Source organism: Georgfuchsia toluolica, from assembly GCF_907163265.1.
Classification (GTDB): domain Bacteria; phylum Pseudomonadota; class Gammaproteobacteria; order Burkholderiales; family Rhodocyclaceae; genus Georgfuchsia; species Georgfuchsia toluolica.
Map to the genome: position 1 here is coordinate 1,165,290 of NZ_CAJQUM010000001.1, position 23,032 is coordinate 1,188,321.

General features: G+C 58.5%; 19 protein-coding genes and 1 other RNA gene. 15 read left to right on the forward strand and 5 right to left on the reverse strand.

What is annotated here, in order from left to right:
- Positions 1-40 precede the first annotated feature (40 nt).
- Positions 41-1,612: a B12-binding domain-containing radical SAM protein gene (locus tag K5E80_RS05465; RefSeq protein ID WP_220635211.1), complete on the forward strand. Its 1,572-nt coding sequence runs from the start codon at positions 41-43 to the stop codon at positions 1,610-1,612.
- A 19-nt stretch (positions 1,613-1,631) separates the two neighbouring features.
- Here K5E80_RS05465 and K5E80_RS05470 read toward each other — a convergent pair whose 3' ends face one another.
- Positions 1,632-1,979 (reverse strand): CZB domain-containing protein, encoded by a 348-nt coding sequence (locus K5E80_RS05470; RefSeq protein ID WP_220635212.1) that lies wholly within the window; start codon positions 1,977-1,979, stop codon positions 1,632-1,634.
- A 161-nt stretch (positions 1,980-2,140) separates the two neighbouring features.
- Here K5E80_RS05470 and ssrA point away from each other — a divergent pair.
- Positions 2,141-2,466, forward strand: a transfer-messenger RNA (tmRNA) gene (gene ssrA / locus K5E80_RS05475).
- A gap of 33 nt (positions 2,467-2,499) precedes the next feature.
- On the opposite strand, the gene gph is transcribed toward ssrA, so the two are convergent.
- From gph to K5E80_RS05490, 3 genes are all read right to left on the reverse strand, one after another.
- Positions 2,500-3,156, reverse strand: coding sequence for a phosphoglycolate phosphatase (gene gph, locus K5E80_RS05480; protein WP_246590880.1), 657 nt, complete (start codon positions 3,154-3,156; stop codon positions 2,500-2,502).
- A gap of 12 nt (positions 3,157-3,168) precedes the next feature.
- Positions 3,169-3,876, reverse strand: coding sequence for a bifunctional 2-polyprenyl-6-hydroxyphenol methylase/3-demethylubiquinol 3-O-methyltransferase UbiG (ubiG, locus tag K5E80_RS05485; RefSeq protein ID WP_220635213.1), 708 nt, complete (start codon positions 3,874-3,876; stop codon positions 3,169-3,171).
- Positions 3,877-3,941: 65 nt separating this feature from the next.
- Entirely contained in the window at positions 3,942-4,658 is a 717-nt protein-coding gene (locus K5E80_RS05490; RefSeq protein WP_246590881.1) for an OmpA family protein, read from the reverse strand.
- 325 nt (positions 4,659-4,983) lie between these two features.
- On the opposite strand from K5E80_RS05490, the gene gyrA reads away from it, so the two are divergent.
- The 11 genes from gyrA (at position 4,984) to K5E80_RS05545 (ending at position 19,785) form a co-directional block, all read left to right on the forward strand.
- Positions 4,984-7,542, forward strand: coding sequence for a DNA gyrase subunit A (gyrA, locus tag K5E80_RS05495; RefSeq protein ID WP_220635215.1), 2,559 nt, complete (start codon positions 4,984-4,986; stop codon positions 7,540-7,542).
- A 3-nt stretch (positions 7,543-7,545) separates the two neighbouring features.
- The gene (gene serC / locus K5E80_RS05500) at positions 7,546-8,631 is read left to right on the forward strand and encodes a 3-phosphoserine/phosphohydroxythreonine transaminase (protein WP_220635216.1); all 1,086 of its coding nucleotides are present in this window, start codon (positions 7,546-7,548) and stop codon (positions 8,629-8,631) included.
- A gap of 84 nt (positions 8,632-8,715) precedes the next feature.
- On the forward strand, positions 8,716-9,798 hold the full coding sequence (gene pheA, locus K5E80_RS05505) for a prephenate dehydratase (RefSeq protein ID WP_220635217.1): 1,083 nt from the start codon (positions 8,716-8,718) through the stop codon (positions 9,796-9,798).
- Positions 9,799-9,891: 93 nt separating this feature from the next.
- Complete coding sequence (gene hfq / locus K5E80_RS05510; protein WP_220635218.1) at positions 9,892-10,128, forward strand: RNA chaperone Hfq; 237 nt, start codon at positions 9,892-9,894, stop codon at positions 10,126-10,128.
- A 57-nt stretch (positions 10,129-10,185) separates the two neighbouring features.
- Positions 10,186-11,286: a GTPase HflX gene (gene hflX / locus K5E80_RS05515; RefSeq protein ID WP_220635219.1), complete on the forward strand. Its 1,101-nt coding sequence runs from the start codon at positions 10,186-10,188 to the stop codon at positions 11,284-11,286.
- 109 nt (positions 11,287-11,395) lie between these two features.
- Positions 11,396-12,637: an FtsH protease activity modulator HflK gene (gene hflK, locus K5E80_RS05520; RefSeq protein ID WP_246591068.1), complete on the forward strand. Its 1,242-nt coding sequence runs from the start codon at positions 11,396-11,398 to the stop codon at positions 12,635-12,637.
- A complete protein-coding gene (gene hflC, locus K5E80_RS05525; protein WP_220635220.1) occupies positions 12,637-13,515 on the forward strand; it encodes a protease modulator HflC in 879 nt (292 codons plus the stop codon). The genes hflK and hflC overlap by 1 nt, the downstream gene beginning before the upstream one ends.
- On the forward strand, positions 13,512-13,700 hold the full coding sequence (locus tag K5E80_RS05530; RefSeq protein WP_220635221.1) for a DUF2065 domain-containing protein: 189 nt from the start codon (positions 13,512-13,514) through the stop codon (positions 13,698-13,700). The genes hflC and K5E80_RS05530 overlap by 4 nt, the downstream gene beginning before the upstream one ends.
- Positions 13,697-14,887 (forward strand): ATP phosphoribosyltransferase regulatory subunit, encoded by a 1,191-nt coding sequence (locus K5E80_RS05535; protein ID WP_220635222.1) that lies wholly within the window; start codon positions 13,697-13,699, stop codon positions 14,885-14,887. Before K5E80_RS05530 ends, K5E80_RS05535 begins: the two co-directional genes overlap by 4 nt.
- A gap of 212 nt (positions 14,888-15,099) precedes the next feature.
- A complete protein-coding gene (locus K5E80_RS05540) occupies positions 15,100-16,413 on the forward strand; it encodes an adenylosuccinate synthase (RefSeq protein WP_220635223.1) in 1,314 nt (437 codons plus the stop codon).
- 237 nt (positions 16,414-16,650) lie between these two features.
- A complete protein-coding gene (locus tag K5E80_RS05545; RefSeq protein WP_246590882.1) occupies positions 16,651-19,785 on the forward strand; it encodes a bifunctional diguanylate cyclase/phosphodiesterase in 3,135 nt (1,044 codons plus the stop codon).
- 10 nt (positions 19,786-19,795) lie between these two features.
- Here the strand turns inward: K5E80_RS05545 and K5E80_RS05550 are convergent, their stop codons facing one another.
- A complete protein-coding gene (locus tag K5E80_RS05550; RefSeq protein ID WP_220635224.1) occupies positions 19,796-21,181 on the reverse strand; it encodes an MBL fold metallo-hydrolase RNA specificity domain-containing protein in 1,386 nt (461 codons plus the stop codon).
- Between the two features lie 61 nt (positions 21,182-21,242).
- On the opposite strand from K5E80_RS05550, the gene K5E80_RS05555 reads away from it, so the two are divergent.
- Both K5E80_RS05555 and K5E80_RS05560 read left to right on the forward strand, forming a co-directional pair.
- Positions 21,243-22,187, forward strand: a complete 945-nt coding sequence (locus K5E80_RS05555; protein ID WP_220635225.1) for a DnaJ C-terminal domain-containing protein — start codon at positions 21,243-21,245, stop codon at positions 22,185-22,187.
- A 6-nt stretch (positions 22,188-22,193) separates the two neighbouring features.
- On the forward strand, positions 22,194-22,511 hold the full coding sequence (locus tag K5E80_RS05560; protein ID WP_220635226.1) for a chaperone modulator CbpM: 318 nt from the start codon (positions 22,194-22,196) through the stop codon (positions 22,509-22,511).
- Positions 22,512-23,032: the final 521 nt, after the last annotated feature.

Here is a 23,032-nt window from a genome sequence, read left to right on the forward strand (position 1 = left end):
AGCCACGATATAGCGTTACCAACTGCTGAAATCCCAAGCCATGTCAAAAACCGTCCGTTCCGTCCTGTATATACGCCTGCCCGTGTGGAAAATCTGGCCCGGTGGCGTGGTGTATCTGTCCGACTTCATCCACAAGCAGCGGCCGGACGTGCGCCAGGAGATTCTTGATCTGGCGCTGATCGAACCCAGCCAGCGTCAAGCCAAGTTGCGCGAGCGCCTGCTGGAACTGCGCCCCGACGTGGTCGCCTTTTCCTGGCGCAATATGCAGACCTTCGGCCCGCATCCGGAAAACGATGCGCTCGATGTGGTCATGGATTTCGAATTTGCCAAAAACCCATTGCGGCGAATCAAGGCGGCCTGGGCTGCGACCCGCATCATCTGGGACTACGCGACGATGCGGCTGCAGAATTTCGCCTATCTCAGGCTGGCGCGGCGTCTGCTGCCCGATGTGCGCCTGATGGTGGGTGGCACCGCAGTATCGATTTTCGGCAAGTACATCGCCCGCAAATGTCCCAACGATACCGTCGTCGTGGTCGGCGAGGGCGAGGAGGCGATGCTCTCGATCGTCGACGGCTTTATCAAACCCGCCGGTCATCACTGGTACAAGGATCGTTCCGGCGCGCTGATCCATAATCCCGCCGAGGAGAACTTCGACCTGGCGAAACTGACCGCGGTCGATTTCCGCTACATCGAATCGATCTTTCCCGGATTCCGCGATTACCTCGGCGAGGTCATCGGCGTGCATACCAAGCGCGGCTGCCCGTTCCAATGTAATTTCTGTCTGTATAACAAGATCGAGGGCGCCCGCCAGCGCTACCGCGACCCGGTGGAAGTGGCCAAGGAAGTGGAGTCGCTGAGCAAGAACTACGGCGTCAAGCACATCTGGTTCACCGATGCCCAGTTCTGTTCGACCAAACGTAGCACGCAGCATGTCGAGCAAGTCCTCGACGAAATGATCGCGCGCCAGGTCAAGGTGCGCTGGACCGGTTACTTGCGCCTCAACCACCTGACGCCCTCCATCGCCGCCAAGATGCTGCAGACCGGGATCGAGAGCATCGATCTGTCCTTCACGGGCACGCAGGATGTGATCGACAGCCTGACACTCGGCTACAACCTGGAACAACAAATGGACGCGTTCCGCATGTTCAAGGATGCCGGCCACACCGACCAGCAGATCAAGCTCTACATGCCCCTCAACGCGCCAGGCGAGACACCGCGGACGCTGCTGGCCACCATCGCCAAGATTCGTGAACTGTATGAGATGTTCGGCCGCGACAACGTCCTGCCCTTCATTTTCTTCATCGGCGTGCAGCCCGGCACGCCAATCGAAAAGCGGCTGATCGCTGAAGGCTATCTGTCGGCCAATTACGATCCGCTCACGCTCAATCCCTTCACCATCAAGAAGCTGCTCTACAATCCGCCGCCGTTGGGCCGAATGATCGGCCGCGCCTATCTTGAAGCCCTCGAAATGCGCGGCGTCGCCGACGATTACATCGGCCGGGCGACGATGGAGATCATTGAACGCAAGCTCAGCAACAGCACACCGGGAAGCGATACTCCTGCGCCGGTTATTGCGAGAACGGGCGCATTCATGGAAGCCGAGGGCAGTTAGTCAGTGTAGCCGCGGGCAGTCAAGTTGGTGGATCGTGGCGCGCGGCGTTTGCCAGAACCCTGGTCTTGAGCTCTGCCAACAAATTGACAAGTTCTGATTGCGTCTGTTCAAAGACGTCCAGATCGGCGCTGTTCCCTCCCCGACCGGCCAGCATTTCTGTGCAGATTGCCCGAATGGCGTCATGCATGTTTTGATGTACGATATCGAGCCTTTGCATCTTTTGCGCATCGAGTTTCTCTAAATTCCGCTTGTTCAACGCAAACCAGCGACCGAAGCGGCATAGAGAGTGAGCCAAGGGATCGAGCACATCGTCGCTGGGCGGGGTGCCCAGCACGGCACATCGCAAAACACGGCGCACCCAACCCATGTGGGCCTCGACTGCGGCATCAAGTTCATTGATGAAATGGCTTGCTTCTCCAGAATGTTTGGGCATTGCTTCAGGCCACTGTCGCCTGTCGGTTTATAGTTTGAAAATATTTAAAGCTTACGCCAACTGCGCTTTTCATGACATACCCCCCCCCCGCAAATACCTGGCGGAATCCTTGAAAATAAGGCCTTTCGGCCCCATAATTGTTTTATGGTTGTAATTCCGGCAATCTGGAGGCGTCTTGGACGCGGGTTCGATTCCCGCCACCTCCACCTAAGCGTATCGGAGTGCTCTTAGGTGGGGGTGTACTGGTTTCGACAGGGCGGGCAAAGGTGAGCAGGCAACTCGTCAGGCGATCGACGTTAATGAAGCAAATCTCTAAACGCCAACGATGAGCGTTTCGCACTGGCCGCTTAAGGCCTATGCCGAGGCTGCTTGAGCCTTGTAACCAAAGAAAAGCCGGTGGGGACTTCGGTCCCCATCGTCATTGGCGCGCCACTAAGCTGTCGCCTACGCGTGGTCACGGCCCATCAATCAGCACGAGCACATCGGCCGGATGGTCGATGATGGTGTCGGCGCCCCACTCCTTGATCGGTACCCCGTTCAAATAGCCCCAGGCTGCAATCACGGTATGCATACCTGCGGCCCGACCCGCTTGCACGTCGCGCTCATCATCGCCGACATACATTACATTGCGGGGCCGCACCCTGGCGATCTCGCAGGCCATCAATAATGGCGCAGGATCCGGTTTGGGTTTGGCTGCGCTGTCACCGGAAACGATGCAGGCGGCACGGTCATGCAGGCCGAGGCATTTGAGCAGAGGCCGCGTGTAACGCTCGATCTTGTTGGTGACGACACCCCAGCGGATCCCGCGCCGGTCAAGTTCGGCAAGAAGTTCGACAACTCCCGGAAACAAGCGCGTGTCGACACAAATCCGGCTTGCATAGTGCGCAAGGAAACGCCGCTGCAAATCCGGATAGAGCGCGTGATCCGGCGCCAGACCGAAGCCGGCACCAATCAGGCCGCGCGCGCCAGCCGAGGCGTACGGACGCAATATGTCGAGCGGAAACGGTGGCAAACCGGCTTCTTCGCGCAGTCGATTGAGGGCTGCGCCAAGGTCAGGCGCGCTATCCGCCAGCGTGCCGTCGAGGTCGAACAAGATTGCTTCGATCGCCACCTCAGTTACCCCTCAGCAACGGCGCTGGGTACGCATCAGATAATTCACGCCGCTGCCAGGGCCGAGCGAATATTGCTTGGTGAACGGGTTGTAGTGCATGCCGATGATTTCTTCGTTTTGCAACCCCGCTTCGCGTGCATAACGAGCGAGTTCGGCAGGGCGAATGAAACGCGCATAATCATGCGTGCCGCGTGGCAGCAGCTTGAGGATGTATTCGGCGCCAATCACCGCGAACAGGTAGGACTTCGGATTGCGGTTGATGGTCGAGAAGAACACCGCGCCGCCCGGCTTTACCAGTTCGGCGCAGGCGCGCACGGTGCTCGCCGGATCGGGCACATGTTCCAGCATTTCCATGCAGGTGACGACATCGAAGGCAGCCGGCATTTCACTTGCCAGTTCTTCCGCTGCGACTTGACGGTAGTCAACCTTCAATCCGGATTCGTAGAGGTGCAGCCGCGCGACGCCGAGCGGTTTTTCCGACAGATCAATGCCGGTGACGATGGCGCCGCGCCCGGCCATGGCCTCGGCCAGAATGCCGCCTCCACAACCAATGTCGAGCACGCGCTTGCCGTCCAAACCGACATGGCGGTCGATCCAGTCGAGCCGGAGCGGATTGATCTCATGCAGTGGGCGAAATTCCGAGTTCGGATCCCACCAGCGATGCGCCAAATCGCCAAATTTAGCAAGTTCCTTCGGATCTACGTTGCTCATGGTTTTCATTCGTGCGGTTTTTAGGTCAAAAAAAAAGCCCTGCATAGCAGGGCTTTCTTATACCTGAAAACTGCTTATTTGGTGCCGATCACTTCGATCACTACGCGACGATCAGGCTGCAGGCAGGCAATGACCTTCTTGCTCTTCGGACCCTTGCATTGGTCGGGCTTGGTCACAGGCTGGGTCTTGCCCTTGCCTTCGGCATAGATGCGGTCGGCGGCAATGCCCTTCTTCACCAGATAGTCTTTCACCGAATTGGCGCGGCGCTCGGACAGCTTTTGGTTGTACTTGTCGGTGCCAAAGCGGTCGGCGTGGCCGACAGCGGTGATGGCTTCAATTTTGAGTGTGCTGGCTTTACTGGCTACGTCATCGAGTTTGGCCTTGCCTTCGGCGCGCAGATCCGCCTTGTCAAAATCGAACAATGCGTCAGCGGCAACCGTGATCTTCTCAGCGGAGGGCTTGACGGCGGCAACCGGAGCGGGAGCGACTGGTTCCGGCGCCTCAGCGGCCTTCTTGGCCGCGGGCTCGCAGACCGCCTTTGGCATCAAATCCTTGTCGCATTCGCAACCAGCGGGAAACTCGCTACCAACGACGGGCGTTTTTGCGGCCAGTTCCTGGGTCCAGTAACCCGTGCGCCAGCATAGACCGGTACCGCTGCGGGTAATTACGCCACGAGCATCGACGGCATAAGGCAAAGGCTCCATGCCTTTGGTGTCCAGAACAACATTCTTGGTCTGGGCAAAAGCGGATAAGCCGACAGCCGACAGAGCGGCAATCAACAAGGATTTCATGGCGACATTTTTCATTTGAGTCCTCGACTTTCTTGATCGTGGATAAGGGCGATTGTCAGGGCGCCAACGCATAACCGGTTGCTCATCCCGACATACGAGGGAATTGTGCCACAAAATCGGGATGGATATCAATATTGTCATATTGATATCCATCAATAGTTGCATGGATGAGACGCCATTCCCGAAAATAACCGTGTAGCAGCGTCGTCGCCGAAATGCCCAAAGATCATTTCCAGCGGCGGTTTGCCGGGCCCTGCGTGGTAAAATTTCATTTTTAAAGATCTTGCCCGCCAGTTACCTCCGCGCCACGGTAAACCATAACAAGATGACCACGACTTTTGCCAAAGAAACACTGCCGATCAGCCTGGAAGAGGAAATGCGCCATTCCTACCTCGATTATGCCATGAGCGTAATCGTGGGGCGTGCACTGCCCGACGCGCGCGACGGTCTGAAACCGGTACACCGCCGCGTGCTGTTTGCGATGCACGAACTCGGCAACGACTGGAACAAGGCCTACAAGAAATCGGCGCGCATCGTCGGCGACGTGATCGGTAAATACCACCCGCACGGCGATACCGCTGTCTATGACACCATCGTTCGCATGGCGCAGGATTTCTCGCTGCGCTACATGCTGGTCGACGGCCAGGGCAACTTCGGTTCGGTCGACGGCGACAACGCGGCGGCGATGCGCTACACCGAAATACGCATGGCCAGGATCGGCCATGAACTGCTGTTCGACATCGACAAGGAAACCGTCGACTTCGGCCCCAACTACGATGGCTCGGAGCAGGAACCGCTGGTATTGCCTGCGCGCATCCCCAACCTGCTGATCAACGGCAGTTCCGGCATCGCGGTTGGCATGGCGACCAACATTCCGCCGCATAACCTCAATGAAATTGTCGACGCCTGCATTGCCCTGCTCGCCGATCCGGCGCTAGGTATCGAGGAACTCATCAAGATCGTGCCGGCACCGGATTTCCCGACCGCAGGCCTGATCTATGGCGTTTCCGGCGTGCGCGACGGCTACCTGACCGGGCGCGGGCGCGTTGTGATGCGTGCCCGCACGCATATCGAGGAAGCGCCCAGCGGCAAGCAGTCCATCATCGTCGACGAATTGCCCTACCAGGTCAATAAACGCACCCTGCTCGAAAAAATCGCCGAGCTGGTGAACGAGAAAAAGATCGAGGGGATTTCGCACATCCAGGACGAGTCGGACAAATCCGGCATGCGCGTCGTGATCGATCTGAAGCGCGGTGAAATGCCCGATGTGGTGCTCAACAACCTCTACAAGCAGACGCAGTTGCAGGATACCTTCGGCATGAACATGGTGGCCCTGATCGATGGCCGGCCGCGCCTGCTCAACCTCAAGCAACTGCTCGAATGCTTCCTCTCGCACCGGCGCGAAGTGGTAACGCGGCGCACGGTGTTCGAGTTGCGCAAGGCGCGCGAGCGCGGTCATATCCTTGAAGGCCTCGCCGTCGCTCTATCCAACGTCGATGATGTCATCGCACTGATCAAGGCAGCCCCTACGCCAGCCGAAGCCAAGCGCGGCCTTATGGAGCGCCACTGGCAATCGGCGCTGGTCAGGGACATGCTCGATCGCGTCAATGCCGATGCCTCGCGCCCGGAGGGACTGGCGCGCGAATTCGGACTGACGACAAATGGCTACCGGCTTTCCGACGCCCAGGCCCAGGCGATCCTCGAATTGCGCCTGCAGCGCCTGACCGGGCTGGAGCAGGACAAGATCGTCAGCGAGTACAAGGAAGTCATGGCGGTCATTGCCGACCTGCTCGACATCCTTGCCCGCCCCGAACGCATTACGCAAATCATCGGCGCCGAGTTGACTGCGATCAAGGCACAGTTCGGCGACGATCGCCGTTCGGAAATCATCCTCAATGCGCAGGACATCAATCTCGAAGACCTGATCACGCCACAAGACATGGTGGTCACGCTCTCACACGGCGGTTACATCAAGCGCCAGCCGCTCGACGACTACAAGGCGCAGAAACGCGGCGGACGCGGCAAGCAGGCAGCGGCGATCAAGGAAGACGATTTCGTCGATCACCTCTTCGTCGCCAATACGCACGATTACATCCTCTGTTTCTCCAACCGCGGCCGCGTGTACTGGCTCAAGGTGTATGAGGTGCCGGAAGGCACGCGCGCCTCGCGCGGCAAGCCGGTGGTCAACCTGTTCCCGCTGGTGGACAATGAAAAAATAACGGCGGTGCTGCCCATCAAGGAGTTCGACGAGAATCATTTCGTCTTCATGGCAACCACGCTCGGCACCGTCAAAAAGACGCCGCTCACCGCCTTCGCCAATCCGCGCAAGGCCGGCATCATCGCGGTCAGCCTCGACGACGGCGATCACCTGATCGGCGTCGCCATCACCGACGGCCACAACGACGTCATGCTGTTCTCCGATGCCGGCAAGGCGGTGCGTTTCGACGAGAACGACGTGCGCGCCATGGGCCGCGAGGCGCGCGGCGTGCGCGGCATGATGCTCGAAGACGGGCAGACCGTAATTTCGATGCTGGTCGCCGACAACGAAAACTATTCGGTGCTGACGGCGACCGAAAACGGCTACGGCAAGCGCACGCCGATCGCCGAGTACACCCGCCACGGCCGCGGCACCAAGGGTATGATTGCGATCCAGACCTCGGAGCGCAACGGCAAGGTGGTCGGCGCGGTGCTGGTGCAGGCCGGCGTCAGCACGGACGAAATCATGCTGATCTCGACCGGCGGCGTGCTGATCCGCACTCCGGTTGCCGATATCCGCGAAATGAGCCGCGCCACGCAGGGCGTTACCCTGATCAATCTCGACGATGGCACCCTGCTCGCGGGCATCGAAAAAGTCATCGAAACCGAAGCTACGCTGGAGGAATAGGCAATGACACGCGCATTTAACTTCAGCGCCGGTCCCGCCACCTTGCCGGAACCAGTGCTCAAACAGGCCGCCGCGGAAATGCTCGACTGGCATGGTTCGGGACAGTCCGTGATGGAGATGAGCCATCGCGGCAAGGACTTCATGGGCATCCGCAACCAGGCCGAAGCCGATCTGCGCGAATTGCTGGCGATCCCGGCCAACTACAAGGTGCTGTTCCTGCAGGGCGGCGCGACATTGCAGTTCGAGATGATCCCGATCAACCTGCTGCGCGGCAAACCCGCGGCGGACTATGTCTACACCGGCGTCTGGGCGGGCAAGGCAATCCGGGAAGCCAGGCCTTTTTGCCAAGTCAAGGTCATTGCCAGCAGCGAGGACAGGAATTTCAGCTACGCACCGCCGCAATCGAGCTGGAAGCCGAACCAGGATGCTGCCTATGTGCATTACACCGCCAATGAAACCATCGGCGGCGTCGAATACCACTGGATTCCGGATACAGGAAACGTGCCGCTGGTATGCGACATGTCGTCGAACATCCTGTCGAAGCCGGTCGATGTCTCGAAATACGGGCTGATCTACGCTGGCGCACAAAAGAATATCGGCCCCGCCGGACTTGCCATTGTCATCGTACGCGACGACCTGATCGGCCACGCCGTGCCGACGCCGCCGACTATGCTCGACTACAAGATTCACGCCGACCACGATTCGATGTTCAACACGCCGCCGACCTACGGCATCTACATCGCCGGCCTGGTGTTCCAGTGGCTCAAGCAGCAGGGCGGCCTCGCCGTGATGGAACAGAAGAATATCGAGAAAGCCAAACTGCTCTATGGCTTTCTCGACCAAAGCCGTTTTTTCAGGAACCTGGTGAAGAAGCAGGACCGCTCGCGCATGAACATCCCCTTCACGCTCAAGGACGAAGCACTCAACGAGGAATTCCTCAAGCAGGCCAGGGCGCGCGGCTTGCAGCAATTGAAGGGGCATAGCTCGGTTGGCGGCATGCGCGCTTCGATTTACAATGCGATGCCCCTCGCGGGGGTCAAGACACTGGTGAACTACATGCAGGAATTCGAAGCCAGGTTTGGTAAATGAGGCAGGGTGTGCCCTGGTCGAATTCAATATGTCGATCCTGAACCTGATCTTCGCGGCAGAACTGATTGGAAGTATATTGAGCCGATGAGCGATAACAAGGACGAACTGGCAAAACTGCGCGAGAACATCAATCGCATCGATAGCGAGATGGTTCGGCTGTTAAACGAGCGCGCCGGATTTGCACACAAAATCGGCGAAGCCAAACAGGGCAGCATTTATCGTCCCGAGCGCGAAGCCCAGATACTGCGCCGCCTGTCCGGAGAAAATCCTGGTCCGTTGGCAGCGCAAGCCATACAGCACATCTTCCGCGAAATCATGTCGGCCTGCCTGGCCCTTGAGCAGCCGCTGAAGATTGCTTTTCTTGGCCCAGCCGGCACCTATTCTGAAAGCGCGGCGCGCAAGCACTTTGGCTCGTCGCCAAGTCTTGATTCCTGCCCCGACATCGATGAAGTGTTCCGCGCTGTTGCAGCGGGCGTCGCCAATTACGGCGTCGTGCCGGTGGAAAACTCCACCGAAGGCGCCATCGGGCGCACGCTTGACCTGCTGCTGACTTCGCCCCTCAAGATCTGCGGCGAAATCAATCTGCCGATTCATCACAACTTGATGACGAGATGCGGTTCCATCGACGACGTCAAACGCATCTATTCGCATTCCCAGTCGCTCGGGCAATGCCAGGATTGGCTGAACAAACACCTGCCGGCGCTCGAACGCATACCCGTCGTCAGCAATTCGGAGGCTGCGCGCAGGGCCGCAGAAGAGGAATCATCAGCGGCTATCGCGGGCGAATCCGCGGCGGCACTCTATGGCCTGCACATCCTTCACGCCAATGTCGAGGACGACCCAACCAACACGACACGTTTTCTGGTCATCGCCAGCCACGATGCCGGTCCTTCGGGCAATGACAAAACTTCGCTCGTCTGCTCGGCGCAACACAAGCCCGGCGCGGTGCATGAATTGCTGACGCCGCTGGCTCGCCACGGCGTGTCGATGACGCGATTCGAATCGCGTCCGGCACGGGGCCTGGGCGGCAGCCAGTGGGAATATGTGTTTTATATTGATCTGCTCGGCCATCGCCTCGATGCGTCGGTTCAACGCGCGCTCGAGGAACTCCACGCCTGCGCGGGCTATGTCAAGGAACTGGGCTCCTATCCCTTGGCGACTGCATAGTACCCATTTGGAATGCTAAAAATATTTATAGTAGCGCCATAGCGTAAAATCCATTAGAGTCATATCTCGCATCTCATTTATCGGGGGCAACACATGAGTAATAAAGGGCAATTGCTACAAGACCCGTTTTTGAACGCGTTGCGCCGCGAGCACATTCCGGTATCGATTTACCTCGTCAACGGCATCAAACTGCAAGGTCAGGTCGAGTCCTTCGACCAGTATGTGGTTCTGCTCAAGAACACCATCACCCAGATGGTCTACAAGCACGCAATTTCCACTGTCGTGCCGGCACGCCAGGTCAATATCGCGCAGGAAGTCGGCGCCGATTGAGATTGCCTGCGCTGTTGCGATGTGCGCCTGGCGCACGCAATCTGCCAAGCCGCCACCTTGCCTGATCCCATCCCATCCGGCGATTGCGCAGTTCTGATTCAGCTCGATTTCGGCAATGCCGGCTTCGCCGAGCGACTGGACGAATTCCGTCTGCTTGCCGCAAGCGCCGGCACAACGGTCGCCGCCGTGGTTTCGGGCAAACGGTCGCGACCGGATGCCGCGACCTATGCCGGCAAGGGAAAAGTCGTCGAGATTGCAGAGGCTGTCCGCCTGCATAATGCCAATGTCGTCATTTTCAATCACGAGCTCTCGCCCGGGCAACAGCGCAATCTGGAACGCGAACTGCAATGCCGCGTTGTCGACCGGACCAGCCTGATCCTCGACATCTTTGCCCAGCGCGCGCGCAGCCACGACGGCAAGCTGCAAGTGGAACTGGCGCAGTTGCAGCATCTGGCTACGCGCCTGGTACGCGGCTGGACCCACCTGGAACGGCAAAAGGGCGGCATCGGCCTGCGTGGTCCCGGCGAAAAGCAACTCGAAACCGATCGCCGTTTGCTGGGCAAGCGCGTCGCGCTGCTAAAGAACAAGCTCAAGCAGTTCGAGCGTCAACGCGCCGTGCGCCGCCGCGCCCGCACGCGCAGCGAAGTGCTGGCCGTATCCCTGGTCGGCTATACCAATGCCGGCAAAAGCACGCTGTTCAACGCCCTGACCAAGGCCGGCGCCTATGCCGCCGACAAACTGTTCGCCACGCTCGACACGACCTCGCGCCGTCTTTTCATCGAAGGTGCCGGGCAGATCGTCATTTCCGATACCGTGGGATTCATTCGCGACCTGCCGCATGAACTGGTTGCGGCCTTTCACGCCACACTGGAGGAAACCGCGCAGGCCGACCTGCTGCTGCATGTGGTCGACTCGGCCAGTCCGGATCGGGATCAGCAAATGGCTGCGGTCGATGCCGTTCTGAAAAGTATTGGCGCCAGCGATGTACCGCAAATCATCGTCTGGAACAAGATCGATGCATCCGCCGCCGCCGCGGGAGTGACGCTGGACGAACATGGTAAAATCGCCCGCGTTCGTGTCAGTGCGAAAACAGGCGCGGGACTCGATCTTTTGCGTGATGCGCTGGCCGGCATGGCACGCGAAAAAGCGAACACCTGACGGCGGCTACAGCCTGATCCCTCTCTCATTCTTCGGATACATATACAAAGTGATTGCCGGAATACTGCTCTCTTTCAAGCATCACCCCTGGGGAGAAAACCTGTTGGGCATGAAGAACGACGGCCCTCCCGATCTCGAAGAAATATGGCGCGACGTCAATCGCCGCCTTGCGGGGCTGTTTGGCAAAAGCGGCCGCAGCGGCAACCAGAACGGCGGCGGCAATGATGGCGGCAACGGCAGCGGAAACAAGATTCCAACGCTGAGCCCGCGCCAGTTCGGCGGCGGCATCGGCCTGCTTGCCGGGTTGGTGGCCGCCATCTGGCTCGCCAGCGGCTTCTACATTGTAGAGCCCGCCCAGCGCGGCATCGTGCTGCAGTTCGGCAAGTTCATTGAAACCACCGACCCCGGCCTGCGCTGGCGCCTGCCGTGGCCGATCCAGAGTAACGAGGTAGTCAACCTCTCTGGCGTGCGCACCATCGAAATTGGCTATCGCGGTTCGGAAAAAAACAAGGTGCCGAAAGAGGCTTTGATGCTGACCGACGACCAAAACATCGTCAGTGTCGAGTTTGCCGTGCAATACCTGCTCAAGGATCCGATGGATTACGTGTTCATGAACCGCAATCCGGACGATACGGTGATGCAGGCGGCCGAGACGGCAATCCGCGAGGTGGTGGGCAAAAGCGAGATGGACTTTGTCCTCTATGAAGGTCGCGACGAAATCACCGCCAGTACCAAGAAACTGATGCAGGAAATTCTCGATCACTACAAGACCGGCATCCAGATTCGCTCCGTCACCATGCAAAGTACCCAGCCACCCGAGCAGGTGCAGGCCGCTTTCGACGATGCCGTAAAAGCTGGCCAGGACAAAGAGCGGGCAAAAAATGAAGGGCAAGCTTACGCCAATGACGTCATCCCGCGTGCGCGCGGCGGTGCCGCGCGCCTAGAGCAGGAAGCCGTCGGCTACAAGGCACGCATGATCGCCACCTCCGAAGGCGATGCCTCGCGCTTCAGCCAGCTATTGGCCGAATACAGCAAGGCGCCGGAAGTCACCCGCCAGCGCCTTTATCTGGAAACCATGCAACAGGTATACACCAATACCAGCAAGATCATGGTCGATGCCAAGGGCAGCGGCAACCTGCTCTACCTGCCGCTCGACAAACTGATGCAGGCCGTTGCCGCCCAGGCGCCAGTGGCTGCGACAGCCGAAACAGCAGTTCCAGCCGCTACCGGCTCAGGCATTGCCTATTCCGGCGCTGTCCCACCGCAGACAGAAAAAGCGCCGGGGGTGGTATCCAGCGGCGACTACCGTTCGCGCGGCTCGCTCGAAGGCCGCGATCGGGGAGAGCGTTGATGAAACAGCATTTCACTTTTGTCGCCGTATTCATTTTCGGATTGCTGGCCTTATTGGCAACCAGCATGTTCGCCGTCGATCAGCGCCAATGGGCGATCGTGTTTCAGTTCGGCGAGGTCAAGGAAGTGATTACCCAACCGGGCCTGCATTTCAAGTGGCCGCTGATCCAGAATGTAAGATTTTTTGATAATCGTATCCTGACCTGGGAGACACCGGATCCGGAACGCTTCCTTACCGCCGAGAAAAAGCCGGTACTGGTTGATTCGTTTGTCAAGTGGCGCATTCACGATGTACGCCAATACTACATATCCGTCGGCGGCGATGAGGAACTCGCTGGCACGCGTCTGTCGCAAACCGTGAATTCCGGCCTGCGCGAGCAGTTCGGCAAACGCACAGTACGCGACGTGGTCTCCGGCGAACGCGAAAAGATCATGTCGGAAGTCAGGCGCGCGGCGGATGCCGACATGAAGAATATCGGCATCCAGGTCATTGACGTACGCTTGAAGCGCGTCGACTTTCCGCCGGAGGTATCCGAATCGGTATATCGCCGGATGGAAACCGAGCGCAAGCGCGTCGCCAACGAGTTGCGTTCAACGGGCGCCGCAGAGGGCGAAAAAATCCGCGCCGATGCCGACAAACAGCGCGAAGTAATACTCGCCGAAGCCTACCGCGATGCGCAAAAGGTCAAGGGCCAGGGCGATGCCCAGGCGGCTGCGATTTATGGTCGCGCCTTCAGCAAGAATCCCGAGTTCTATGCCTTCTATCGCAGTCTCGATGCCTATCGCAACAGCTTCAAGAACCGGAGCGATGTGCTGGTGGTGGAACCGAACAGCGAATTTTTCAAATACCTGAAGAATTCCGGCAAGTCGGCAAAATGAAGGGTTCCTTGCTCCTGGCGGCGTTCGCATTGATGCTGATCCTCGAAGGACTGTTGCCGTTCCTGTCGCCACAGGCCTGGCGTAACGCATTTCGCCGCGTGATCGAAATGCAGGATGGACAAATCCGCTTTATCGGTTTGTCGTCGATAATCATGGGCGTGGTGTTGCTGATGGTGTTCAGATGAGCGCGAATCGCTGGCTGCTGCCCGACGCGATCGAGGATGTGCTTCCTCCCGCAGCAGCCCGCATCGAATCGTTGCGCCGTTTACTGCTGGACATGTTCCAGCGCCATGGCTACAAGTACATCATGCCGCCGCTGCTGGAGTACATGGAATCGCTGGTCACCGGCAGCAGCCATGATCTCGACCTGCGCACCTTCAAGCTGGTCGACCAGATATCCGGCCGCATGCTCGGCATTCGTGCCGACATCACGCCACAGGTTGCGCGTATCGACGCCCATCTGCTCAATCGCCGCGGCGTCGCGCGCCTTTGCTATTGCGGCAGCGTGCTGCATACCCTGCCGGCGGGTTTCAATGCGACGCGCGAGCCTCTGCAAATCGGCGCCGAAATCTACGGCCACCAGGGCATCGAGGCGGATATCGAAATCGTCAGTCTGCTCAACGAGGTATTGCAACTTTCATCGCTCGATGCCACCCGCATAGATCTCGGCCACGTCGACATTTTCCACGCCCTGTTGCGCGACGCCGGACTCAACGCTGCAGCCGAACAGGCCATATTTTCGGCATTGCAGGCCAAGGATATCCCGGCCCTGCGCGATCTGACGCAGTGCATGAACGAATCCAGCCGCGCGGCGTTGCTCGCCCTGCCTGAACTCTACGGTGGTCGCGAAGTCCTCGACCGGGCGCGCAAACTGCTTCCACCAAAAAAAGCTGGCCACGCACTCGACGAACTGCAACAACTGGCGGACGCGCTGCCCGCGCTGCCGATCGGTTTCGATCTGGCGGACCTGCGCGGTTATGACTATCACAACGGCATTGTTTTTGCCGCCTATCACGCCAATTCCAGCGGGGCCATCGCGCTGGGCGGCCGTTATGACAAAATCGGCAAGGACTACGGCCAGGCGCGTCCCGCGACCGGCTTCTCCATGGATTTGCGCATCATCACTCAATTGTCTCCGCTGGAGCAGGAGCAATCTGCCATTTTGGCGCCATGGAACAGGGACGAGCAACTGAACCGCGAAGTCATTCGGTTGCGCGAGCAGGGCGAGATCGTTTGGCGCCAGTTGCCGGGCCACGAAGATTCCTTGGGCGAGATCAACTGCGACCGGCAACTTGTCTTGCGCGATGGCAGATGGGTTGTCGAAGCGATGAATTCAACATCTAACGCGCATGGCCGCCAGCGCCACATCTGAGGATGAAAATGCGCAAAGGCAAATTGAACGCCCCCACCCCCATCCCTGCTCCAGGGCTCGCTTTGCACAGCTCGCCCGTCCCGACGGCGCAAAGCAGTGCTTTGCGAAACCCCGTTTCAACCCCCGGGGCTACCAATCAGCTCGCTGTGCTCGATATCAAAAGGCGCTCCGTCGCCGCTTTTTCAAGCTAAATCTAAATAACTGGAACTCGTATGGCAAAGAATGTAATCGTCGTCGGTACCCAATGGGGCGACGAAGGCAAGGGAAAGATTGTCGACTGGCTGACCGATCATGCCCAGGGTGTAGTGCGCTTTCAGGGCGGACACAATGCCGGGCATACCCTGGTGATCGGGGGCAAGAAGACAGTATTGCACCTGGTGCCCTCCGGCATATTGCGCCCCGAGGTGATCTGCTACATCGGCAACGGCGTGGTGCTCTCGCCCGAAGCCCTGATCAATGAACTCGATGATCTCGCCGCAGCCGGCATCAATGCCGAACCGCGCCTGCGCATCTCGGAAGCCTGCCCGCTGATACTGCCCTATCACCAGGCCATCGACATTGCGCGCGAAACCGCGCGCGGCAGCAACAAGATCGGCACCACCGGGCGCGGCATCGGCCCAGCTTACGAGGACAAGGTGGCGCGCCGGGCGATCCGGTTGCAGGATCTGCTGCATCCCAAGTGTTTCGCCGAAAAACTCGCCGAGCTGCTCGACTATCACAATTTCGTGCTGAAAAATTATTTCGGTGCGGCGACCATCGACTTCCAGCAGGTCTACGACGGCACCCTGGCCATGGCGCCGCGCCTGACGCGCATGATCGCGGATGTACCACGCGCGCTCTACGATGCGCACAAGGCCGGCGCCAACCTGTTGTTCGAAGGCGCCCAAGGCACACTGCTCGATATCGACCACGGCACTTATCCCTACGTCACCTCCTCCAACTGCGTGGCTGGCGCGGCTTCAGCCGGCGCCGGCATCGGTCCCGGCATGCTGCATTATGTGCTTGGCATCACAAAGGCCTACACCACGCGCGTCGGTGGCGGCCCCTTCCCCACCGAGCTATACGACGCCATCGACAAACTCGACCCAGTCGGTAAGCATATGTCCACCCGGGGCCATGAGTTCGGCGCCACCACGGGCCGCGCACGTCGCTGCGGCTGGTTCGATGCGGCCGCAATGAAGCGTTCGATCCAGATCAACGGCGTCTCCGGACTTTGCGTCACCAAGCTCGATGTGCTCGATGGCGTCGAAGAACTCAAGATCTGCACCGGCTACAAGCTGGACGGAAAATTCTCCGATATCCTGCCCGTCGGCGCCGACGATCTCGCCCGCTGCGAACCTGTCTACGAAACCCTGCCCGGCTGGTCCGAAAATACGGTGGGCATCAAGGCCTTCGATAATCTGCCGGCCAATGCCCGCACCTATCTGACGCGCATCGAGGAAATCTGCGGTGTTCCAGTCGACCTCATCTCGACCGGGCCGGAACGCGAAGAAACCATCGTTCGTCGCCATCCTTTCAACGACTAGCCGACGGCAGGCACAAGACGCAGGGTACAAGACACAAGAGAAAACAAATCAATCTTGAAATCTTGAGTCTTGTATCTTGTATCAGCAGTAATTGCTTGGCACCCTGATGATGGGAGGGAAGTTGATGTTATCCATCACATATCCCGCCACTATCAGCTTGACATGTACATTGGAACTGTTATATCCCAATGAGGGGTTTGGTTTGCTTCCCTATCCAGATAAGCAGGATTTGAGGTCATGTCGCATTCGATGCAGCCGCCTTATCCACCTGTACGACAGAAACATCGGCCTTCACCGCTGTTTTCCTGCCCGCTTATCCTGTTGATAAGCGGTGTCATTCTTGCCAACCTGTTTGTTTTCTTTCTGATCGGGCTATCGGCCCACCACAGCTACCACCAGTATCAGGAGCGGGCCGAAATCGCTACCCAAAACCTGGCGCAGGTACTGGAAAGCGAAATTGCCGGCGCCATCAAAGCCGACGACATGGCCCTCTCGGCCATGATTAACGAATACATTGAGCGGCGCGACGGTTATATCAATGACGATTTTTTGACTGCCCGTATCGACCAGATACGTTCGCAATTGCCGGAAATCGACGCCCTGCGGATTGCCGATGCGCAAGGCCGTCTCATATACGGCAACGATGTAACGCCCGGCACTAGGACCAGCGTTGCCGACCGCCCCCATTTCATTCGCCTGCACGACGACCCCAAAGCCGGTTTGGTGATTTCAAAACCCCAGCAAAGCCGCATCAATCAAAAATGGGTAATCGTTCTTGCCCGGCGCATCGACCGGCCGGACGGTTCCTTTGGCGGCATGGCGTTCGCGGCGATTACGCTGGAGCATATTTCCAGAATATTTTCCGCTATTGACGTCGGTCCGCACGGAGTTGTCGTTCTGCGCGATGGAGACCTGAGTGTTGTTTCTCGCCATCCCGAACTTGCCGAAGCCGGCAGCATGATAGGCAGCACGGCGATGGCGCCTGAATTCCGGGAAATGATTCGGGCACAGCCATTCGCTGGAACTACGGTTGCGCGCTCGCAACTCGACAATGTCGAGCGAACTTACTCCTATCGCCGGATCGGCGCCTATCCTCTCTATATCCTGATCGGACAGGCCACTGAAGACTATCTTTCCAATTGGTACACCGCCACCGCGATGCAGGCTGCGCTGGCGGTGGTTTTCGCCCTGATAACCTTTGTGGCGGCGTGGCTGATTTACCGCACCTGGAAACGCCAAAACAGCATGGTCGAGGAGTTGGCACGCCAGGAAACCAAATTCCGCACGGTGGCCAACTACACCATTGATTGGGAATACTGGCTGGGGCCGACGGGAGAAATTCTTTACATGACTCCTTCATGCGAGCACATCACTGGCTACAGCCCGGTCGAGTTCACCGCCAATCCCGGCCTGCTCCTGAGCATCACGCATCCCGAAGATCGTCATCTGATGAAGTGTCACCTGAGCGATATCACTCATCAGTCCAGCCCCCAAGAAACGCAGATGGATTTCCGCATCGTACGACGCGACGGGAATATTCGCTGGCTGGCCCACCACTGCCATGCCATCCCCGGACCTGATAGCGCATGCGCTGGACGCAGAGTCAGCAACCGGGATATCACGGAGCGCAAACGTATGGAGCAGGCGCTCCAGGAACAGAAGAATTTCCTTGCAACCATCCTGGAAACCGAGCCCGAATGCGTCAAAGTTGTTGCAGCCGACGGAACGCTGCTGCAAATGAACCATGCTGGGCTATCCATGCTGGAAGCGAACAGCGTCGAGGAAGTCAATGCCAGCGGCCTGATAAATTTCGTGATGCCTGAACATCGCGCCGCCTTCACCGATTTGTTCCGGCAGGTCTTCGCCGGCGAAACCCGCTCGCTGGAATTTCAGGTTCAAGGCAAGCTGGGGAGGCGACGCTGGTTGGAGACTCACGAGGCACCGCTACGAGACTCCACCGGCAAGATCACCCACCTGCTCGGGGTGACCCGCGACATCACCCTGCGCAAGATGACGGAAGATGAGACCAAGCATCTGGCCTTCTACGATCCCCTGACCCGCCTGCCCAACCGGCGGTTGCTGCTGGATCGACTGCGGCTGGCCCTGGTTTCCAGCATCCGCAGCAAACGCGAAGGCGCGCTGCTGTTCATCGACCTGGACAATTTCAAGACCCTGAATGACACGCTTGGCCACAATGTCGGCGACCTGCTGCTGCAACAAGTGGCACTGCGACTTGCCACCTGCGTGCGGGAAGGCGATACCGTGGCCCGCCTGGGCGGCGATGAGTTCGTGATCATGCTCGACAATCTGAGTGAGAACCATGAGGAAGCCGCCACCCAGACCAAAGCCGTGGCCGAAAAAGTCCTCGCCACTCTCAACCAGCCCTACCTGCTCGCCGGTTACGAACGCCACAGTACCCCAAGCATCGGCGCCACCCTGTTCAACGGCCACAAGAATTCCGTCGATGAATTACTGAAACGGGCAGACCTTGCCATGTACCAGGCCAAGGCGGCCGGGCGCAACACCTTGCGCTTCTTCGATCCGGAAATGCAGGCCGTGGTCAATGCTCGCGCCATGCTGGAAGCCGACCTGCGCATGGGTTTGATGAGGAATCAGTTCCTCCTCTACTACCAGCCCCATGTGGATGAAGAAGGCCGCATGACGGGGGCCGAGGCATTGCTGCGCTGGCAACACCCACGGCGCGGCCTGTTAACTCCCGCGGATTTCATTCCCCTCGCCGAAGATACGGGACTGATTCTGCCTCTGGGCCAATGGGTGCTGAAAACCGCCTGCGCCCAACTGGCAGCCTGGTCGACTCAGCCCAAAACGGCCAATCTCACCCTGGCCGTCAATATCAGCCCGCGCCAGCTTCGCCATCCTGACTTTGTCATCCAGGTGCTGGCAGTGCTTAATCAAACCGGTGCCGATCCGCACAAGCTCAAACTGGAACTGACCGAGAGCATGCTGATGGACAATGTGGAAGACCTCATCGTCAAAATGACCGCGCTCAAGGCCGAAGGCGTCGGTTTCGCTCTGGATGATTTCGGCACCAACTATTCCTCGCTCACTTATCTAAAGCGCCTGCCGCTGGATCAGTTGAAGATCGACCGATCCATCGTGCGCGACATTTTGACCGATACCGGCGATGCCACCATCGCCCGCACCATCGTGACCCTGGCGCAAAGCATGGGGCTGAATGTTATTGCCGAGGGAGTGGAGACCAGGGAACAGCGAGAGTTTCTCGCGCAAATGAGCTGCCATGCCTTTCAGGGTTATTTTTTCGGTCGGCCAGCGCCGAAGGAAGAATTCGGGCTAACGCATCAAACGCCGAAAGAGCCTAATGGCCTGCCGGATAAATTGAGCCAGCAGTAACAAGGATGTATCAGGGAACTTGCACAGGTGCAACAGGGCAATTCAGTTCAAACGACTGTAGGTAGTCCGGCACGGTGCACTGCCAATCTTTCGTCTCTTCAATCCGGTGCCGTAACGCATCGGCTGCAACCGGCTCACCGTGCGTGATGAAGGTCTGCCTGGGCGGTGCTTCAAAACCATCGAGCCAGCGCAGAATCTCCGCGTAGTCGGCATGCGCGGAGAGATTCGACAGCGCCTGTACCTCGGCCCGGATCGGGACATATTCACCGTGAATCTTCACGCTTTCCGTGCCAGAAAGGATGGCCGCGCCGCGCGTGCCCGCTGCCTGAAAGCCGGTAAACATGATGGTATTGCGCGCGTCCGGCGCAAATGCCTTGAGATGATGAATCACCCGCCCACCGGTGGCCATGCCGCTCGCCGCCAGGATGATCATCGGCCCGGATCGCGTATTGAGTTTTTTTGATTCTTTGGCGCTGCTAACGATATGCGCGTCCTTGCACATGGCATCGCACTGCTCCCCGGTGAGACGATGCTCGCCTGGATGGTTGTGAAAGATCCGGGTCGCGTCAGCCGCCATGGGGCTGTTGAGATAGACCGGGATATCCGGAATGCTGCCGGCGGCTTTCAGCAGGTGGATGTAGTACATCACTTCCTGCGCTCGCCCAACGGCAAATACGGGGACCACCACCACGCCACGACGCTGCGCGGTGCGGTTGATGATGTCCGCGAGTTTGATCAGCGGGTCGGACGGATCGTGCAGGCGATCGCCGTAGGTAGACTCGAGCACCAGATAGTCCGCCTGTCTGAGGGTTGCCGGAGCAGCCATCACTCTGGAATCGAGCCGGCCCAGGTCTCCCGAAAAAACGAGCGACTGATGATTGTGCTGAAGTTGGACAAACGCTGATCCGAGGATATGGCCCGATGGCGAAAAGCGCAGCGTCAGGCCGTCGCCCAAATCGATGTCATGTTCGAACGCTTGCGGCGACAGCCGCCGCAGGCAGCGCCTGGCATCCTGCTCCGTATAGAGGGGCAACGCCGGCGAGTGTTTGGAGAACCGGTGGCGGTTTGCATATTCCGCTTCTTCCTCCTGCAAGTGACCGGAGTCCGGCAGCAGGATTGCGCACAGATCGGCGGTCGCTCGGGTGCAATACACCGGGCCTGAAAATCCCTGCCTGGCAAACAACGGGAGGTAACCGCTGTGATCGATGTGCGCATGCGTCAGGATGACGGCATCGACGGATTTTGGATCCAATGGCAAGGCTTGCCAGTTTCTCAAACGCAACATCTTCAGGCCCTGAAACAGCCCGCAGTCCACGAGAATGTTTCTGGATCCTGCCGTGACCAGGTATTTTGAACCGGTCACCGTATTGGTCGCACCGAGAAATTGCAGTTTCATGGTTTTGATCCTCTTGGGTTAAGTTGAAACTCACTCTAATCAGGGTAGTATTAATTGGCTTATGAAATTCAAAGATTATTATGCAGTTCTCGGCGTTGAACGTAGCGCGACGGAGGACGAGATCAAGCGTGCCTACCGCAAGCTGGCGCGCAAATTCCATCCCGATGTGAGCAAGGAGTCTGATGCCGAGGCGCGCTTCAAGGAAGTGGGGGAAGCCTACAAAGTGCTGAAAGATCCTGAGACACGTGCCGCCTATGACCGCGTGGGCGACCAGTGGAAGCCCGGGCAGGAATTCCAGCCTCCGCCAGACTGGGACGCCGGTTTCGAGTTCAGCGGTCGCAATGCAGGACCGGGCAACGGCGCGGAGTTCAGCGATTTCTTCGAATCGTTATTCGGCCAGCGCGCCGGCCGCGCGCAGACGCATCATCATGGCATGCATGCGCGGGGACAGGACCACCACGCCAAGGTGCTGATCGATTTGCAGGACGCCTATCGCGGCGCCCAGCGCAGCATCTCCCTGCAAATGCCGGGGCTTGATCACGAGGGGCGACTGACGATGCAACAACGCACGCTCAATGTGAATATTCCCAAAGGGGTTCGCGAGGGACAGCACCTACGCTTGGCCGGGCAGGGCGCGCAGGGAATGGGCGAGGGACCGGCGGGTGATCTCTATCTGGAAATCGCTTTCAACCCGCACCCATACTTTCGCGCTGACGGCCGCGATATCTATTTCGACCTGCCGGTGACGCCATGGGAAGCCGCACTCGGTGCATCGGTCGCCATACCAACGCTGGATGGTCCCGTCAACCTTTCCATTCCGCCAGGGTCGACGGCGGGGCGCAAAATGCGGCTGAAAGGCAAGGGCATCCCCGGCAATCCGCCCGGTGATCTATACGCGGTACTTGCCATCGCCTTGCCACCAGCCGATACAGACATCGCAAAGAACGCTTATCGTGCGATGCAAAGCAGCTTCAATTTTGACCCGCGCGTTCACCTCAAAGGATGATCGGCCATGTCTGAAACCATTACGACATATCTAAACGGCCAAGTGGTCGAAGAAGAACTCCGCCTGACACTGACGGAGTTGTGCCACGCTTGCGGCATTACCGAAGAACAGCTGATGCTATTGGTATCAGATGGCGTGATCGAGCCGACCGGCCAACAGCCGCAAGACTGGCAATTTGTCGGCCCGTCATTGCGTCGCGCGCGGCTGGCGGTAAGGCTAACGCAGGATCTCGAGATCAATGCTGCGGGCGTCGCGCTGGCGCTTGATCTCATCGATGAGATAAACGACCTCCGGGCGCGACTCAGGCGGAGCGGGCGGGCCTGACGCGGGGGGATTGAGGCCCGTGGTACAAATGGCAACATATAAAGCACCATGATGGGAAATGGGCCATAAAAAGGAGAACGGGTCATGACCGGCAAAATAACTGTGGCAGCCTCGAAGGTACGTGTGAACGACCATATCTGCAACGGTACCGGAACCAACGCTCATCCCAACTTTCGCGTGGGAGTCCGTTACCGAAGTGCGTCTAGTGGACGTCCTGATTTTATTGATCACCGGTAACCTAAAGGGTCCGCATGGTGAATTCTGGCTCAAACCTGACGAACAGATTGGGGTGATTCGCCATCCCGAACCAGCTGCAACGCTATTGCAGCCCATGAATCCGAACGATAAACACGGACACAAATAAAGTACAGCCTTTACAGCGCTTCGAATGATTATCTCAACAACATGTCAGAAGCCAAGCCTCCCTCTCATCTTCGCTGCGAAACCTGCGAATACCTTGAGTTGCACGACAACAATGAAGGCAATTGTCATCGCTACCCACCGGTCTTCATTGAAAACAG

Coding starts and splice junctions, on each gene's coding strand:
- K5E80_RS05465 (WP_220635211.1), top strand. CDS start 41: ATGTCAAAAACCGTCCGTTCCGTCCTGTATATACGCCTGCCCGTGTGG.
- K5E80_RS05470 (WP_220635212.1), bottom strand. CDS start 1,979: ATGGGTTGGGTGCGCCGTGTTTTGCGATGTGCCGTGCTGGGCACCCCG.
- ubiG (WP_220635213.1), bottom strand. CDS start 3,876: ATGAAAACCATGAGCAACGTAGATCCGAAGGAACTTGCTAAATTTGGC.
- K5E80_RS05490 (WP_246590881.1), bottom strand. CDS start 4,658: ATGAAATCCTTGTTGATTGCCGCTCTGTCGGCTGTCGGCTTATCCGCT.
- gyrA (WP_220635215.1), top strand. CDS start 4,984: ATGACCACGACTTTTGCCAAAGAAACACTGCCGATCAGCCTGGAAGAG.
- serC (WP_220635216.1), top strand. CDS start 7,546: ATGACACGCGCATTTAACTTCAGCGCCGGTCCCGCCACCTTGCCGGAA.
- pheA (WP_220635217.1), top strand. CDS start 8,716: ATGAGCGATAACAAGGACGAACTGGCAAAACTGCGCGAGAACATCAAT.
- hfq (WP_220635218.1), top strand. CDS start 9,892: ATGAGTAATAAAGGGCAATTGCTACAAGACCCGTTTTTGAACGCGTTG.
- hflK (WP_246591068.1), top strand. CDS start 11,396: ATGAAGAACGACGGCCCTCCCGATCTCGAAGAAATATGGCGCGACGTC.
- hflC (WP_220635220.1), top strand. CDS start 12,637: ATGAAACAGCATTTCACTTTTGTCGCCGTATTCATTTTCGGATTGCTG.
- K5E80_RS05530 (WP_220635221.1), top strand. CDS start 13,512: ATGAAGGGTTCCTTGCTCCTGGCGGCGTTCGCATTGATGCTGATCCTC.
- K5E80_RS05535 (WP_220635222.1), top strand. CDS start 13,697: ATGAGCGCGAATCGCTGGCTGCTGCCCGACGCGATCGAGGATGTGCTT.
- K5E80_RS05540 (WP_220635223.1), top strand. CDS start 15,100: ATGGCAAAGAATGTAATCGTCGTCGGTACCCAATGGGGCGACGAAGGC.
- K5E80_RS05545 (WP_246590882.1), top strand. CDS start 16,651: ATGTCGCATTCGATGCAGCCGCCTTATCCACCTGTACGACAGAAACAT.
- K5E80_RS05550 (WP_220635224.1), bottom strand. CDS start 21,181: ATGAAACTGCAATTTCTCGGTGCGACCAATACGGTGACCGGTTCAAAA.
- K5E80_RS05555 (WP_220635225.1), top strand. CDS start 21,243: ATGAAATTCAAAGATTATTATGCAGTTCTCGGCGTTGAACGTAGCGCG.
- K5E80_RS05560 (WP_220635226.1), top strand. CDS start 22,194: ATGTCTGAAACCATTACGACATATCTAAACGGCCAAGTGGTCGAAGAA.